16 protein-coding genes are annotated in these 14203 nt (G+C 73.0%); 5 read left to right on the top strand and 11 right to left on the bottom strand.

The window, feature by feature from the left end; translation table 11 throughout:
• Positions 1 to 11: 11 nt before the first annotated feature.
• The 4 genes from ACXNSR_RS31835 to ACXNSR_RS31820 are packed head-to-tail and all read right to left on the bottom strand — an operon-like array spanning position 12 to position 4207.
• Positions 12 to 791, bottom strand: a complete 780-nt coding sequence (locus ACXNSR_RS31835; RefSeq protein WP_458638802.1) for a CDP-alcohol phosphatidyltransferase family protein — start codon at positions 789 to 791, stop codon at positions 12 to 14.
• Positions 769 to 1830 (bottom strand): iron-containing alcohol dehydrogenase family protein, encoded by a 1062-nt coding sequence (locus ACXNSR_RS31830; RefSeq protein ID WP_458638801.1) that lies wholly within the window; start codon positions 1828 to 1830, stop codon positions 769 to 771. The genes ACXNSR_RS31835 and ACXNSR_RS31830 overlap by 23 nt, the downstream gene beginning before the upstream one ends.
• Positions 1818 to 2570 carry a phosphocholine cytidylyltransferase family protein gene (locus ACXNSR_RS31825; RefSeq protein ID WP_458638800.1) on the bottom strand — a complete coding sequence of 251 codons (753 nt, stop codon included), beginning with the start codon at positions 2568 to 2570 and terminating at the stop codon, positions 1818 to 1820. Before ACXNSR_RS31825 ends, ACXNSR_RS31830 begins: the two co-directional genes overlap by 13 nt.
• Positions 2567 to 4207 (bottom strand): DUF5941 domain-containing protein, encoded by a 1641-nt coding sequence (locus tag ACXNSR_RS31820; RefSeq protein ID WP_458638799.1) that lies wholly within the window; start codon positions 4205 to 4207, stop codon positions 2567 to 2569. The genes ACXNSR_RS31825 and ACXNSR_RS31820 overlap by 4 nt, the downstream gene beginning before the upstream one ends.
• Here ACXNSR_RS31820 and ACXNSR_RS31815 point away from each other — a divergent pair.
• The 3 genes from ACXNSR_RS31815 (at position 4184) to idi (ending at position 6808) form a co-directional block, all read left to right on the top strand.
• Positions 4184 to 4321 (top strand): hypothetical protein, encoded by a 138-nt coding sequence (locus ACXNSR_RS31815; protein WP_458638798.1) that lies wholly within the window; start codon positions 4184 to 4186, stop codon positions 4319 to 4321. The two genes, ACXNSR_RS31820 and ACXNSR_RS31815, sit on opposite strands and share 24 nt — an antisense overlap.
• A 410-nt stretch (positions 4322 to 4731) precedes the next feature.
• Complete coding sequence (locus ACXNSR_RS31810; protein WP_458638797.1) at positions 4732 to 6054, top strand: GNAT family N-acetyltransferase; 1323 nt, start codon at positions 4732 to 4734, stop codon at positions 6052 to 6054.
• A 154-nt stretch (positions 6055 to 6208) separates the two neighbouring features.
• Positions 6209 to 6808 (top strand): isopentenyl-diphosphate Delta-isomerase, encoded by a 600-nt coding sequence (gene idi / locus ACXNSR_RS31805; protein ID WP_458638796.1) that lies wholly within the window; start codon positions 6209 to 6211, stop codon positions 6806 to 6808.
• Positions 6809 to 6866: 58 nt separating this feature from the next.
• Here idi and ACXNSR_RS31800 read toward each other — a convergent pair whose 3' ends face one another.
• Together ACXNSR_RS31800 and ACXNSR_RS31795 are read right to left on the bottom strand one after the other, a co-directional pair.
• On the bottom strand, positions 6867 to 7361 hold the full coding sequence (locus tag ACXNSR_RS31800; protein WP_458643451.1) for an ATP-binding protein: 495 nt from the start codon (positions 7359 to 7361) through the stop codon (positions 6867 to 6869).
• A gap of 142 nt (positions 7362 to 7503) precedes the next feature.
• Entirely contained in the window at positions 7504 to 8196 is a 693-nt protein-coding gene (locus tag ACXNSR_RS31795; protein WP_458638795.1) for an HdeD family acid-resistance protein, read from the bottom strand.
• Positions 8197 to 8283: 87 nt separating this feature from the next.
• Here ACXNSR_RS31795 and ACXNSR_RS31790 point away from each other — a divergent pair, with 87 nt between their 5' ends.
• Positions 8284 to 9069, top strand: coding sequence for an enoyl-CoA hydratase/isomerase family protein (locus tag ACXNSR_RS31790; protein ID WP_458643450.1), 786 nt, complete (start codon positions 8284 to 8286; stop codon positions 9067 to 9069).
• A gap of 10 nt (positions 9070 to 9079) precedes the next feature.
• On the opposite strand, the gene ACXNSR_RS31785 is transcribed toward ACXNSR_RS31790, so the two are convergent.
• Positions 9080 to 9709, bottom strand: coding sequence for a DJ-1/PfpI family protein (locus ACXNSR_RS31785; protein WP_458638794.1), 630 nt, complete (start codon positions 9707 to 9709; stop codon positions 9080 to 9082).
• 80 nt (positions 9710 to 9789) lie between these two features.
• Entirely contained in the window at positions 9790 to 10761 is a 972-nt protein-coding gene (locus ACXNSR_RS31780) for a GlxA family transcriptional regulator (protein ID WP_458638793.1), read from the bottom strand.
• Between the two features lie 100 nt (positions 10762 to 10861).
• On the opposite strand from ACXNSR_RS31780, the gene ACXNSR_RS31775 reads away from it, so the two are divergent.
• On the top strand, positions 10862 to 12499 hold the full coding sequence (locus ACXNSR_RS31775) for an ABC-F family ATP-binding cassette domain-containing protein (RefSeq protein WP_458638792.1): 1638 nt from the start codon (positions 10862 to 10864) through the stop codon (positions 12497 to 12499).
• Positions 12500 to 12513: 14 nt separating this feature from the next.
• Here ACXNSR_RS31775 and ACXNSR_RS31770 read toward each other — a convergent pair whose 3' ends face one another.
• From ACXNSR_RS31770 to ACXNSR_RS31760, 3 genes are read right to left on the bottom strand one after another with little or no spacing between them, the layout of a single operon-like run.
• On the bottom strand, positions 12514 to 13071 hold the full coding sequence (locus ACXNSR_RS31770; RefSeq protein WP_458638791.1) for a hypothetical protein: 558 nt from the start codon (positions 13069 to 13071) through the stop codon (positions 12514 to 12516).
• Between the two features lie 54 nt (positions 13072 to 13125).
• Positions 13126 to 13362 carry a hypothetical protein gene (locus tag ACXNSR_RS31765; RefSeq protein ID WP_458638790.1) on the bottom strand — a complete coding sequence of 79 codons (237 nt, stop codon included), beginning with the start codon at positions 13360 to 13362 and terminating at the stop codon, positions 13126 to 13128.
• A gap of 59 nt (positions 13363 to 13421) precedes the next feature.
• Positions 13422 to 14201, bottom strand: coding sequence for an SDR family NAD(P)-dependent oxidoreductase (locus tag ACXNSR_RS31760; RefSeq protein WP_458638789.1), 780 nt, complete (start codon positions 14199 to 14201; stop codon positions 13422 to 13424).
• Between the last annotated feature and the right edge of the window lie 2 nt (positions 14202 to 14203).

The following is a 14203-nucleotide window of genomic DNA, read 5'->3' as shown; positions in this document are numbered from 1 at the left end:
CAGCGGGGCACTCACTTGAGCCTGCTGGAGGCGAGGATGGACACCAGGTGCAGCACGGTCTGGAGCATCGCGATGGCGGCCAGCACGGCGACCCCGACGCGGGACCAGTACAGGTCGCCCTGCATCTGGTCCACGACGGCCAGCACCAGGATGAGCAGCGAGGCCTCGATGCCGAGGATCAGGCGGTGGAACTTGAGCGCGGCGGCGGCCCGGCGGGCGAGCGCCATGCCCTTGGCGCGCGGCTCGGCGGCGGCGTCCTTGACCACGGGCTTGCCGGCCTGGTGACGGGCGACGCCGACCAGGTCGGTCTCGGCCTTGATCAGGATGGCGCCGAGTGCGGCCAGGGTGCCCAGGAAGGCCCACAGCCAGTCGGCGCCGCCGGGGCCCCACAGGTCGGCGGCACGCAGGCCGAAGCCGACCAGGACCGCGGCGTCGCACAGGTAGGCGCCGACCCGGTCCAGGTACACGCCGGAGAGCGAGAACTGCTTCTTCCAGCGGGCGACCTCACCGTCGACGCAGTCGAGCAGCAGGTACATCTGGACCGCGATCACGCCGAGGACGGCGCCCCAGACGCCCGGTACCAGCAGCGCCGGGAGGGCGAGGACGCCGGCGAGGGTCATCAGGTAGGTCAGCTGGTTCGGCGTGACCTTGGTGGTGACCAGGACGCGGGTGATGCGCAGGGAGATCTCGCGCATGTAGAGGCGCCCGCCCCAGTGCTCGCCGCTGACCCGGTCCTTGACGCCCGCGGGGTGGACGACGGGCCTCAGTTCAGCTACGGATGGTCTTGGCATAGTCGGCGTAAGCGTCCCTGATCTCGGCGGCGGACAGGTTGAGGTGCTCCAGGATCGTGAAGCGTCCCGGGCGGGTCTGGGGGGCGTACTCGACGGCCGCGACGAACTCGTCGATGCTGAAGCCGATCTCCTCGGGGCCGACCGGCAGACCGTGCCGGCGCAGCACCTCGACGAAGTGGCCGGACTGCTCGGCGGCCCCGCGCAGGTGCATCGCGAAGGCGGCGCCGATGCCGACCTGCTCGCCGTGGAGCGCGGAGCGTCCCGGGTGGAGCAGGTCGAAGGCGTGGCTGATCTCGTGGCAGGCGCCGGACGAGGGGCGGGAGTCCCCGCTGATCGACATGGCGATGCCGGAGAGCACCAGCGCCTCGGAGAGCACGGTGAGGAACTCGTCGTCGCCGCATCCGCCGGGGTGGCGCAGCACGGACTCGCCGGCGGTCCGGGCCATGGCGGCGGCCAGGCCGTCGACGGGCTCGCCGTTGATCCGGTGCGAGAGCTCCCAGTCGGCGATCGCCGAGATGTTGGAGATCGCGTCGCCGATGCCGGCGCGGATGAACCGGACCGGCGCTTCCTTGATCACGTCGAGGTCGATCACCATGGCGATCGGCGTCGGCACACCGTAGGAACCGCGGCCGTTGTCGTTGTCCAGGATGGACACCGGCGAGCAGATGCCGTCGTGCGAGAGGTTGGTGGCGACGGCCACCATGGGCAGCCCGACCCGCGCCGCGGCGTACTTGGCCACGTCGATGATCTTGCCGCCGCCCAGGCCCACGACGGCGTCGTAGCGGCGGCCCTTTATGTCGTCGGCCAGCTTGACCGCGGAGTCGATGGTGCCGTCGACGACCGCGTACCAGTCGGCGTGCGGCAGTACGGGCTCCAGCTTGGCGCGCAGCGCCACGCCGGAGCCCCCGCTGATCGCGATGGCCAGCTTGCCGGAGGCGGAGATCCGCTGGTCGGCCAGGAGGCCGGCCAGGTCGTCCATCGCCCCGCGACTGACGTCGACGACGACGGGCGAGGGGATGAGCCTCGTCAGTACTGGCATGCGATCGTCCGGCCCTTGGCGAGGTCGTCGTGGTTGTCGATCTCGACCCACTTGACGTCGCCGATGGGGGCCACGTCGATGGTGAAGCCGTCGTTGACGAGCTGCTGGTAGCCGTCCTCGTAGTAGAGGTCGGGGTCGCGCTCGAAGGTGGTCTTCAGGGCCTCGGCCAGCTGCTCGGCGGCCTCGGGCTCGATGAGGGTGACACCGATGTACTCGCCGGTGGCGTCGGCGGGGTCCATCAGCTTGGTGATCTTCTGGACACCCGCACCGTCGGCGGTGACGACCTTCATCTCCTCGTCGGCCAGGTTCTTGACCGTGTCGAGGGCGAGGATGATCTTCTGTCCGTTGCCGCGGGCGGCGAGCAGGGTGCGCTCGACCGAGACCGGGTGGACGGTGTCGCCGTTGGCGAGGATCACACCCTGCTTGAGGACGTCACGCGCGCACCACAGGGAGTAGGCGTTGTTCCACTCCTCGGCCTTGTCGTTGTCGATCAGCGTGATCTTGACGCCGTACTTGGCCTCCAGGGCCTCGCGGCGGGCGTACACGGCTTCCTTGCGGTAGCCGACGACGATGGCGACCTCGGTCAGGCCGACCTCGGCGAAGTTGCCCAGGGTCAGGTCGAGGACGGTGAGGCTCTCCTCGTCACCCTCGGGGCCGACCGGCACGAGCGCCTTGGGCAGGGTGTCGGTGTAGGGACGCAGACGGCGTCCGGCACCGGCAGCGAGTACAAGGCCGATCATGCTGGTTCTCCTTCGTCATGTACGGCGGGTGCTCCGGAGGAGACCCAGAATCGGATGCTCTCCACGAGCACCACGAGTGCCACGAACACGGCCATGGCCGTGAGCGCGACGGGGAAGTCCGCTTCGCGCGTCGCGAGGACGGCCGCCAGGACCGTGATCAGCAGGACCCGGCCTTCGTGGCCGCCGATCGTCCGCACCAGCCAGTGCGGGGGCGCGCCGGTGCCACCGCGAATGCGGTACACCGTGTCGTAGTGATGGTAGGCGACCGCCGCGATCAGGCCGAATGCCGCCGGGAGGGCCCCGGGGACGTCCGCCTCGGCGGCGAGCGCGAGGACCGTGACGTATTCGGCGGCCCTGAACAGCGGCGGGATCAGCCAGTCCAGCGCGCCCCGCAGCGGGGCGGCGACGGCGAGCCCGGCCGCCATGACGTAGATCACCGCGACGGCGATCAGCCGGGGGTCGCCGAAGGGCAGGAACACGGCGCCCGCGATCATCACCAGCGTGCCGAGGGCCGCCACGTACACGGAGCCGAAGGACCCGGCGCGGCCGCGCAGCAGCCGGGCCTGGAGCTCGGCGAGCGGTCCGGAGTCGGCCAGGTCGGCCAGAGCCTGGGCCGCCCGGTCGGTGCGGGTGGCCCTGCGCGTCACGGAGCGCAGGACCCGGCCGGCCGTGGTGTACAGCGCGCCGAAGGCGCAGCCGACGAGCAGGGCGTAGAAGACGATCCGGGGGGTGGTGAAGGCGGTCAGCACCGCGATCATCGCCCAGCGCTCACCGATCGGCAGGATGATCATCCGGCGGATCCACACGGTCCAGCCGACGCTGTCGAGCCGGTCGGAGAGGGCGGCCGTGGGGCTGGTGTTGGCGGTGGCGTCGTGGTTGGCCTCGTTGAAGGAGAAGTCCACGACGTGCCGGCAGGTCATCAGGATCATGGAGCCGACGGCCAGGGCCCAGACGTCGTCGCCGTTCCTGGCCGCGCCGAGCGCGAGGCCCGCGTAGAAGGAGTACTCCTTCGCGCGGTCGAAGGTGGCGTCGAGCCAGGCGCCCATCGTCGAGTACTGCAGCGAGTAGCGGGCGAGCTGCCCGTCGGTGCAGTCCAGCACGAAGGAGACGAGCAGCAGCACACCGGCCGCCACGTAGCCCCAGCGCTCACCGGTGGCCGCGCAGCCGGCCGCGATGAGCGCGGTGATCAGCGAGGCCGTGGTGACCTGGTTCGGGGTCAGGCCGCGGCGCGCGCACCAGCGGGCGATGTAGCGCGAGTACGGGCTGATGCAGAAGGTGGTGAAGAAGCCGTCGCGGGACTTGACCGCGGTCCGCAGGCGTACGGCCTCGTCGTCGACGGCGGCGACGGCGGCGCTCGCCGCGTCGCGCTCCGCCGGGCCGGCGGGGACGGCGGCGACGAGCGTGCCCAGTTCGGGGCGCTGGACGGTGGTCCCGGCCGCCTCGACGGCGGCGGCGAGCCGGTCCGCGTACGGGCCGGCGGCTTCGCCGTCGGCCGCCGCGCGGGCGGCGGCCTCGTCGAGGGCCCCGCGGGCCCCGGCCTGGACGGCGAGGGCACCGGTGACGGCGCAGGCGTCGAAGCGCGGGTCGGTCAGCGCGAGGCGCAGCGCGTGCACGTGCCCGACGAAGGCGCTGTCCACGACGGCCACCCGCTGGTCGGCGGGGACGCCCGCCAGCGCGGCGGCGGCGTCCTGGGCACCGGCGGCCGGGCGGACGTCGAAGCCGAGGGAGCGCAGCTCGTCCGCGAGCGGTGATCCGGGGACCGGCAGGCCGGTGAGGATGACGGTCGGCAGACGAACTCACTCCTTGTAACGGATTCCGAACGCGCGCCCTTATGGGGCGGCGGCACGTCGGCAGAGGCTATCGGATGAATGGAAGCAGGGGTTCACCACCCGTTTACGCCCTGATAAGCCGAATATCCGGGCTCCGGGCCGGGTTCCGATCATCATTGACGATCACGGCGCGATACCACAAACGGCCCGGATGTTACGGTGGACACGCCCCTGAACGTGTCGAGTGGAATGAGGTGGGTTGATGACCGTCGTAGTGGTCGCGGCCATGCGCAGCGAACTCCGGTGCATCCCCCATTCCTTCCGGGTATCCGGCCGGGCCTGATCACACAGCTGGGCCTCGTCGGCCGGAGCCCCCGTTCCAAGGGTTCACGTTGACCGACAGCAATTCCTTCGACGCCGCCTCCGACACCGACGGCGCCGACGATTTCACGCACGCCTTCTTCGCCCTGCACCACGGTCTGCCCCGGCAGGCTCCGGGCTCCGACGCGAGCACCCGCCACCTGCTGTCCCTGTGCGGACCGCTGCCCGAGCGGCCGCGCGTCCTCGACCTGGGCTGTGGCCCGGGCCGCAGCGCGCTGCTGCTCGCCGCCGAGGCGGGCGCGGCGGGTACCGGCGCCGAGGTGACCGCCGTCGACCTGCACGCCCCCTTCCTCGACGAGCTCCGTGCGGCCGCCGGGGCCCGCGGGCTCGCCGACCGGGTCCGCGCCGTGGAGGCCGACATGGGCGCACTCCCGGGCGAGGGCTTCGAGGACGGCTCCTTCGACCTCGTCTGGGCGGAGGGCTCCGCCTACCTCCTCGGCTTCGACACCGCGCTCGCGCGGTGGAAGCGGCTGCTCGCCCCGGGCGGCACCCTCGTCCTGACCGAGTGCCAGTGGTCGGTCGACCGGCCGTCCGCGGGCGCCCGCGCCTTCTGGGACCCGCACTGCGCGCTGCGCACCACCGCCGGCAATCTGGCGGCCGCCCAGGCCGCCGGGTACCGGGTGCTCGGCGTGCACGACCTGCCCGACTCCGACTGGGCCGAGTACTACGGCCCGCTCGCCGAGCGGGTCCGTGCCCTGTCCGCGGCCGGCGGCCCGGCGATGGCGCGGGCCCTGGCCGCGACCCGCGAGGAGCTCGACGTACGGGCCCGCCACGGGCACGAGTACGGGTACACGGGCTACGTCCTGCGCCCGGTGAGCGCCGGGGACGGCGATGCCTGGCCCGCGCGGCCGGAGACCGCGGCCGACGCGGCGGCCGTACGGGAGATCAACCTGGCGGCCTTCGGGACTCCGCTGGAGGCCGACCTCGTGGACGCGCTGCGCGCCGACGAGTCCTGGCTGCCCGGGCTCTCGTACGTGGCCGAGGCCCCGGACGGGTCGGTGGCGGCGCACGCCCTGCTGACCCGGTGCGAGGTCGGCGGCGCCCCGGCGCTCGCGCTCGCCCCGGTGGCGGCCGATCCCGCGCTGCAGCGTTCGGGCGCGGGCAGCTCCGTCGTTCGGGCCCTGCTCGCGGCGGCCCGGGAGCGCGGGGAGTCGCTGGTCCTCGTCCTGGGGCACCCGGCGTACTATCCGCGCTTCGGCTTCCTGCCGGCGTCGCGCTTCGGGATCCGGGCCCCCTTCGAGGTCCCCGACGAGGCCATGATGGCGCTGGTGCTGGATGGTTCCCGTCCGGTGCCGACGGGAACGATCGCGTACCCGGGTCCGTTCGGAGTCTGACGCGCGGACGAGGTCGCGCGTGGTGACACGTGGTGTGTTCCGCCCCCCGTCGTGTAGCACGCGACGGGGGGCGGACATGCGTGGATCTCCGAAGTGGGGACAAGCCTCCTTTGTACGGCAGACTGAAGGCCGAAGTCCGAAGCGAAGGATGGGTATGCCGACCACACCAGCCACCGCCGCGAACAGCGCGTCCAACGGCACCGGTACTCAAGAACCGATCATGCTCGAACTGGTCGACGAGGCCGGCAACACCATCGGCACGGCGGAGAAGCTCTCCGCGCATCAGGCGCCCGGCCAGTTGCACCGGGCGTTCTCCGTGTTCCTCTTCGACGAGCAGGGCCGGCTGCTGCTCCAGCAGCGGGCCCTCGGGAAGTACCACTCCCCCGGCGTCTGGTCGAACACCTGTTGCGGTCACCCGTACCCCGGGGAGTCGCCGTTCGCGGCCGCGGCCCGGCGGACCCATGAGGAGCTGGGCCTGTCGCCCTCGCTGCTCGCGCAGGCGGGGACGGTGCGCTACAACCACCCGGACCCCGCGTCGGGCCTGGTGGAGCAGGAGTTCAATCACCTGTTCGTGGGACTCGCGCAGACCGTCGTGCGGCCGGATCCGGAGGAGGTCGAGGCCACCGCCTTCGTCACCGCCGAGGAGCTGGCGAAGAGGCACGCCGAAGTGCCGTTCTCGGCCTGGTTCATGACCGTGCTGGACGCGGCGCGGCCCGCGATCCGCGAGCTGACCGGCGACTCGGCGGGCTGGTAGCCCGTACGCCGTCCCGCTCTTCGGCTCCGCCGCTGTCCGCAGCCCCGCCGGCCGCCGCTCACCCGGCGGCCGGCGGGGCGGTGAGCGGCAGGGCCGCCCAGATCACCTTGCCGCCGGTCGAGGTGTGCTCGACGTCGCAGACCCCGCCGGCCTCCAGGGTGATCTCCCGGACCAGGAGCAGGCCCCGGCCGCCGGTCTGACCGAAGTCGGCCTCGAGGGCCTTGGGGCGGTAGGGGTGGTTGTCCTCCACGGCCACCCGCACCCACGCACGGCCGATCGCGACCTCGACCGCGACCTCCGGCGAGAGCAGAGCGGCGTGCCGGACCGAGTTCGTCACCAGCTCGGAGACGATCAGGAGCAGGGAGTACACAAGGTCCTGGTGGGCCGGCACCCCCTGGCGCCCGAGCAGGTCCCGGACCGCACGACGGGCCTGCGGAACGGATTCTTCAACCGCGGGGGCGGTGAACCTCCACACGCCCTCGTACGCGAGGGGATCGGCCGGAGCCCCCGCCTCGCCCGCCCTGGCCGGCGGGACGCTCCCGCTGACGTCCATCTTCCGTCCCCCGTCTTCACGCTCGATCGTCTCCACGCGACAAGAGTGGGGAACGGGCTGCTCCGGGCCGGACTGCTGACCAGAAGTCAGCGTCTATCGGACACTTTCTGACCGCTGGCGTATGACAGAGTCAGTTGTTCGACTATTCCTGATCTTCTGTCCGGCGCTTCACGTCCGCCTCGCCCGCCCCGTCCCCTGCGGCAGCCCCCGCGGCGGTCCCCGCCGGAGCCCCGTCCTCCCTGACCAACCCCAGGATGCGACGGGAGCCCATGCCCATGGCCACCAGGCTCAGCCCGTCGAACAGCAGGGCGAGGGAGAAGAAGGTTCCGATCACGTACAGACTGTCGCCGGGCCAGTTGGAGAGGATCAGGAAGCCCAGCAGGATCCCGAACGCGCCCTGGACGGCCGCGAGCCCGAGATTGGCACCGCGCACCACCAGCGCCCCGACCAGGCGGAACACCCCTCCCGTGAGGAAGAGCAGCGCGGCGAACATGGTCAGTGCCTCGGCGCTCGCCCCGGGGCGGCGCAGGATCACGAAGCCCGCGGCCAGGTTGATCGCGGCGACGACGACGGCGAGCCAGAAGTAGTTGCTCCTGCGCCACTGCACGGCCTGCAGCAGGCCCACCACACCGCCGATCAGCAGCAGCCAGCCGAAGAGGAACATCGAGGTGAGCGTGGCCACGCCCGTGTAGACCAGGCCAACCAGGCCGGCCAGCACCAGGATCACCCCGAGCGCCGTCATCAGCGCGAAGCTGCGGTTGAGCTTCTTCTTGTCCCGCTGCGGTTCCGGGCCGCCGGCCCTGGCCCTCGTACCGTCTGCGCGGTCTGCGCCCATGGACGTGCCACCTCCTCGCACCCCCGAAGACCTCCCTTGATCATAGGTATGACCGCCCGGGATAGCATCCGGCGCATGGACGCAGCCATGGACGCAACCCTCCTGCACACGGTCGCCGACGGGGTGGCCACGATCGTCATCTCGCACCCCGCCAAGCGCAATGCCATGACCGCCGCCATGTGGCGGGCGCTCCCGGAGCTGCTGACGGGCCTGGCGGACGACCCGGCGGTACGGGTGCTCGTGCTGACCGGAGCCGGACCGACCTTCTGCGCGGGCGCCGACATCTCCTCGCTGACCGGGACCGCCGGGGACGCGGCGGCCCCCGGGGCCACAGGGGCCGCGGGGGCGCCGGACCCGCGGGACCTGGCCGTGGCCGCGGAGGAGGCTCTGGCCGCCTTCCCCAAGCCCACGCTGGCGGCGATCCGCGGCTTCTGCGTGGGTGGCGGCAGCCAGCTCGCGGCCGCCTGCGACCTGCGCTTCGCCGAGGAGGGGGCCTCCTTCGGGGTGACCCCCGCCAGGCTCGGCATCGTCTACCGCGCATCCTCCACCCGCAGGCTCGCTTCCCTGGTCGGCCCGGCCTGGGCCAAGTACCTCCTCTTCTCCGCGGAACTGATCGGCGCGGAGACGGCGCTGCGCGCGGGGTTCCTGAACGAACTGCTGCCGGCCGGCCAACTGGACAAGAGGGTCGCCGAGTTCACCCGGATCCTGGCCTCGCGCTCAGCGCTGACGCAGGCGGCCGCCAAGGAGTTCGCGGACGGCCGGACCGACCGGGACGCGTACTGGGAGGACCAGGCAGCCGGGAGCGAGGACACCGCGGAGGGGGTCGCCGCGTTCCTGGAGCGCCGCGCTCCGCGCTTCACCTGGACCCCCTGACGGCCGGCCCTCAGCCGGGCGCGCCGCCGCCCCGCAGCATCTCGACGAGGGCGGCCGGGGCCTTCTCGGGCGAGCCGGCGTCGTAGGGCGGCTGCGGGTCGTACTCGGTCATCAGCTGCACGGCCTGCGCGAAGTCGTCCCCCGCGATCCGGCCGAGCAGGGTCAGGCCCATGTCGATCCCGGAGGACACCCCCGCGGCGGTGACGTACTTCCCGTCGAACACCACGCGCTCCCCGGTGGGCTCCGCCCCGTGCTCCGGCAGCTGCTCCAGGTACAGCCAGTGGCTGGTGGCCCGTCGGCCGTCGAGCAGTCCGGCGGCGGCCAGCAGCAGGGATCCGGTGCACACCGAAGTGGTCCAGGTGCTGGTGGCGTCGACCGTGCGCAGCCAGTCCAGGACCACGGGATTGGCCATCTCCCGCTCGGGATGCGGCCCGCCGGGCACGATGACGATGTCCGGCCGGGTGACCTCGTCCAGTCCCTTGTCGGCGACGAGCGCGAGCGACCCGTTGTCGGTCCGTACGGGCCCCGGCCGCTCGGAGACGAAGACGACCTCGGCACCGGTCAGCCGGCCCAGGGTGTCGAAGGGCCCGATGGCGTCCAGGGCGGTGAAGTGGTCGTAGAGAAGTACGGCGATCTGCATGGCTCCTCCGGAGCTCTGGTCGGAACACGGCTCCGCCCCGCACGGGGCGGCTCTTTCTCCTGGGCGCGCCGGACCCGCCGTCAGGGGCGGGGCGTGCCGAACCGGCGGCGGTACTCGGCCGGCGGCTGGCCGAGGGTCCGCACGAAGGCCCGGCGCAACGCCTCCGGGTTCCCGTACCCGCAGGCCCGGGCGATCTGTGCGATCCCTTCCCCGCTCTCCTCCAGCAGCCTGCGCGCGTGGTCCACCCGGACCCGTTCGACGTACCGGCCGGGCGTGACCCCGGTCTCCGCCTGGAAGGCCCGGGCGAAGTGCCGCGGCGACAGCCGGGCCCGGGCGGCGAGGTGCTCGACGCCGAGCTTCTCCCCCGGGTGCTCGGTGATCCACTGCTGCACGTCCCGCAGCGGGTCCCGGAGGGCCGTCTGGGCGGCCAGCTGCGCGCTGAACTGCGCCTGGTTGCCGGGCCTGCGCAGGAACACCACCAGGTGCCGGGCGATCGTCAGGGCGACGTCCCGCCCGTGGTCCTCCTCCACCAGCGCCAGGGCGAGGTCGATCCCCGCCGTGACCCCCGCCGAGGTCGCCACCGGTCCGTCCCGTACGTAGATCGGGTCCGGCTCGACGGTGACGGCCGGGTAGTCCCGCGCCATCCGCTCGCAGGCGTCCCAGTGCGTCGTCGCCCGCCGCCCGTCGAGCAGCCCCGCCTCGGCCAGCAGCAGTCCTCCCGTGCACACGGAGACCAGCCGCTGCGCGCCGCCGCCGTGGGTACGGAGCCAGTCGGTGAGCCGGGGATCGAAGTCCCCCGAGAACCGTCCCCCGGGCACCAGGACCGTGGTCCCGGGCCCCGGCCGTGCGCTCGCCAGTTCCCCGTCCGGCACCAGCGTGAGCCCGCTGCCGGTGCGGACGGGCCCTCCCGCGGGAGACACGGTCCGGATCGCGTACCCGGTCCGCCCCGGGAAGCGGGCGAGCGCGGCGAACACCTCCACGGGCCCGGTCACGTCCAGGCTCTGGACCCCGTCGTAGAGGAGGACGAGGACGGTGCGCGGCGATGACGACATGGCTTCATGGTGTTCCGCCCCAGCGAGGGCCGCAATGACGGGCTTCCCACCTATCCGGCCATCCCGGGTGCCTTCCGCGCGCGGATAGGATCGGCACATCATGACTGCAACCCTCGTCGCCAAGAAGCTCACCGCCGCGCACGGTGAGCGCACCCTCTTCGCCGATCTCGACCTCGTCGTCGCCCCCGGCGACGTCATCGGCCTCGTCGGCGTGAACGGCGCCGGGAAGTCCACCCTGCTGCGGCTGCTCGCCGGGCTGGACACCCCCGAGACCGGGGAGCTGCGGCTCTCCCCGCCCGGCGCGGCCGTCGGCCACCTCCCGCAGGAGCCGGAGCGCCGGCCCGAGGAGTCGGTCCGGGAGTTCCTGGCCCGCCGTACGGGCGTGGCGGCCGCGCAGGCCGAGCTCGACGCGGCGACGCAGGGTCTGGTGGACGGGACGCCGGGCGCGGACGACGCGTACGCGACCGCGCTGGACATGTGGCTGAACCTCGGCGGCGCCGACCTCGACGAGCGGGCCCAGGAGGTCGCCGACGAGCTCGGCCTCGCCGTCGGTCTCGACCTGCCGATGACGGCGCTCTCCGGCGGTCAGGCCGCCCGTGCGGGCCTCGCCTCGCTCCTCCTGTCCCGTTACGACGTCTTCCTGCTCGACGAGCCCACCAACGACCTCGACCTGGACGGTCTGGAGCGGCTGGAGCGGTTCGTCAAGGGGCTGCGGGCCGGCACGGTCGTGATCAGCCACGACCGCGAGTTCCTGACCCGGACGGTCACCAAGGTCCTCGAACTCGACCTCGCGCAGCAGCAGATCAACCTCTACGGCGGCGGCTACGACTCCTACCTGGAGGAGCGGGCCCGGGCCCGCAGCCACGCCCGCGAGGATTACGAGGAGTACGCGGACAAGAAGGCGGCCCTCGAGGGCCGGGCCCAGATGCAGCGCAACTGGATGGACAAGGGCGTGCGCAACGCCCGCCGAAAGTCCTCCGACAACGACAAGATCGGCAAGAACCTGCGGGGCGAGTCGAGCGAGAAGCAGGCCGCCAAGGCCCGCCAGACGGCGCGGGCGATCGAGCGGCTGGACGTCGTCGAGGAGCCCCGCAAGGAGTGGGAGCTGCGCATGGAGATCGCGGCGGCGCCGCGCTCCGGCTCCGTGGTGGCCACCCTGCGCGAGGCCGCGGTCAAGCGCGGGGACTTCGCCTTCGGCCCGGCGAGCCTGCAGATCGACTGGGCGGACCGGGTGGCGATCACCGGGGCCAACGGCGCCGGCAAGTCCACCCTGCTCGCCGTCCTGCTGGGGCGGCTGACCCCGGACTCCGGCTCCGCCACCCTCGGCTCCGGCGTCCTGGTCGGCGAGGTGGACCAGGCGCGCGGCCTGTTCCTCGGGGACGAACCGCTCCTCGAGGCCTTCTGCGCGGCGGTCCCCGAGACCGAGCCGGCCGAGGTCCGCACCCTGCTGGCCAAGTTCGGCCTGAAGGCGGCCCACGTCCTGCGCCCGGCGGCCACCCTCTCCCCGGGCGAGCGCACCCGTGCGGCGCTGGCCCTGCTCCAGGGCCGCGGGGTGAACCTGCTGGTCCTGGACGAGCCGACGAACCACCTCGACCTGCCGGCGATCGAGCAGCTGGAGTCGGCCCTGGACGCCTACGAGGGCACCCTGCTGCTGGTCACCCACGACCGCCGCATGCTCGACGCGGTGCACGTGACCCGCCGCCTGGAGGTCTCGGGCGGCAGGGTCACCGAGCTCTAGGCCGTCTCAGGCAGTCACCGGGGAAGCCGGTCCGGGCGGGAGGCGATCTCCGTGGCCCAGGTGCGGAAGGCGCGCAGCTCCCCGGCCGGTATGCGGAGTTCTTCGGGGACGAGGCCGGAGCGGGCCGCGTCGAGGAGGTCGGCCAGGCCGAGGTGGAACCAGTCCTGGTGCACCGAGTTGTAGGCCGCCATGAGCGGCCCGACCCGCTGCCGGATCGCGTCCGCCTCGGTGGCGCCGGCCCCGGCGGCCGCCAGCCGGTCCAGGGTCGCCGCCCGGGTCCGGCGGTCGGACTCGGTGTCGAGGAAGGGTTCGAGCAGGTCGCCCCAGACGTCGGGCCGGGAGCGCGACGGGATCCCGTTGTGGGTGCAGAACCGCTCCAGCTCCGCCCGCAGGACGGACGTCACGAAGACGATCTCCCCGGAGCGGGTGCGGATCTCCGGCGGAACGGCGTCCGGATCCGCCTCGCGGACGGCCGACGCGCACAGGACGCCCCCGTGCGCGGCGTCGGGGAGCACACCGTCGCCTTCCGGGAAGCGGACGCGGTCACCGTCGAACAGCAGGTCGAAGATCACCCGGGCATCTTCTCCCGCGGCCGCCCCGCCGGGGGACCGTCTGCGCGAGATCGTCTATTCGGGGCCCTTTCGGCGGCCCCGGTACCCGTGGTCCTGCCCCGGGCGGTCGAGGCGGCTCGCCTCGTCCGTGTCCGCGGCTCGGACGGGCCCGGGTCCGGGCTTCGGACCGGGCTTCGGACCGGGCTTCGGGTCCGGCTTCGGGCGCTCGTCGGGCTGCGGGACGTGCCGCTCCTTCCCGTCGTCGTGCCTGCCGTGCAGCGGGCCTCCTCCGGCTCCACCCTGTTCGTCCATGGCGCGTCCTCCTCTCCCCCGGCGGCTGCCCGGGACGCGGCCGGCCAAACCGGTACCGCTCAGGCCACCCGGTCCGCCGGGGCCCGGCGCTTGCGGGCCATCCGGGTGGCCACGAACGTGCGCGGGAGGTGGCGGGCGGCGAGGGCGTAGGCGCGGTAGCGGCGGCCGGCGATGCTGACCGGGCGGCGCAGGGCGAGGTCCTTCAGGGCCCGCGCGACCACGGCCTCCGGCTCCAGCCAGACCGCGTCGCGCAGCGCGCTGACGTCCATGCCGGCCCGTTCCTGGAACTCGGTGCGGGTGAAGCCGGGGACCACGGCCAGCACCCGGACCCCGTACGGCGCCATGTCCACCCGGAGCGACTCGCTGAAGGCGGTGATCCAGGCCTTGGCGGCCCCGTAGGTCCCGGTCGGCAGGAGTCCCGCCACGGAGGAGACGTTGAGGACCGCGCCCCGGCGGCGTGCGCGCAGGCCCGGCAGCACGGCGTGGGTGAGCCGGAGCGGGACCTTGACCAGCAGGTCGAGCATCCGCTCCTCGTCCGCGACCGGGCTGTAAGGGAAGGGCGCGGGCAGCCCGAAGCCCGCGTTGTTGACCAGGATGTCCACGGGCCGGACCGGGTCGGCGAGCCGCTCCGCGACGGCCGCGCACTGCGCCGGGTCCAGCAGGTCGGCGGGCAGCACCTCGGACGCGGTGCCGTACTCCCGGGCCAGTTCGGCGGCGACGGCGTCGAGCCGGTCCTTGTCGCGGGCGACGAGGACCAGGTCGCAGCCCTTGGCCGCGAAGCCGCGGGCGAAGGCCGCGCCCAGTCCGGCGCTGGCCCCGGTGATCAGTACGGTGGTCAAGA

Source organism: Streptomyces sp. NC-S4 (genome assembly GCF_054353315.1).
This window is presented reverse-complemented; position numbering and strand designations above follow the sequence as displayed.

What these genes read in the sequence shown, in the direction of transcription:
- ACXNSR_RS31835 (WP_458638802.1), bottom strand. Translation starts at nt 791, where the DNA reads ATGCCAAGACCATCCGTAGCTGAACTGAGGCCCGTCGTCCACCCCGCG.
- ACXNSR_RS31830 (WP_458638801.1), bottom strand. Translation starts at nt 1,830, where the DNA reads ATGCCAGTACTGACGAGGCTCATCCCCTCGCCCGTCGTCGTCGACGTC.
- ACXNSR_RS31825 (WP_458638800.1), bottom strand. Translation starts at nt 2,570, where the DNA reads ATGATCGGCCTTGTACTCGCTGCCGGTGCCGGACGCCGTCTGCGTCCC.
- idi (WP_458638796.1), top strand. Translation starts at nt 6,209, where the DNA reads ATGCCGACCACACCAGCCACCGCCGCGAACAGCGCGTCCAACGGCACC.
- ACXNSR_RS31800 (WP_458643451.1), bottom strand. Translation starts at nt 7,361, where the DNA reads ATGGACGTCAGCGGGAGCGTCCCGCCGGCCAGGGCGGGCGAGGCGGGG.
- ACXNSR_RS31795 (WP_458638795.1), bottom strand. Translation starts at nt 8,196, where the DNA reads ATGGGCGCAGACCGCGCAGACGGTACGAGGGCCAGGGCCGGCGGCCCG.
- ACXNSR_RS31790 (WP_458643450.1), top strand. Translation starts at nt 8,284, where the DNA reads ATGGACGCAACCCTCCTGCACACGGTCGCCGACGGGGTGGCCACGATC.
- ACXNSR_RS31785 (WP_458638794.1), bottom strand. Translation starts at nt 9,709, where the DNA reads ATGCAGATCGCCGTACTTCTCTACGACCACTTCACCGCCCTGGACGCC.
- ACXNSR_RS31780 (WP_458638793.1), bottom strand. Translation starts at nt 10,761, where the DNA reads ATGTCGTCATCGCCGCGCACCGTCCTCGTCCTCCTCTACGACGGGGTC.
- ACXNSR_RS31775 (WP_458638792.1), top strand. Translation starts at nt 10,862, where the DNA reads ATGACTGCAACCCTCGTCGCCAAGAAGCTCACCGCCGCGCACGGTGAG.
- ACXNSR_RS31765 (WP_458638790.1), bottom strand. Translation starts at nt 13,362, where the DNA reads ATGGACGAACAGGGTGGAGCCGGAGGAGGCCCGCTGCACGGCAGGCAC.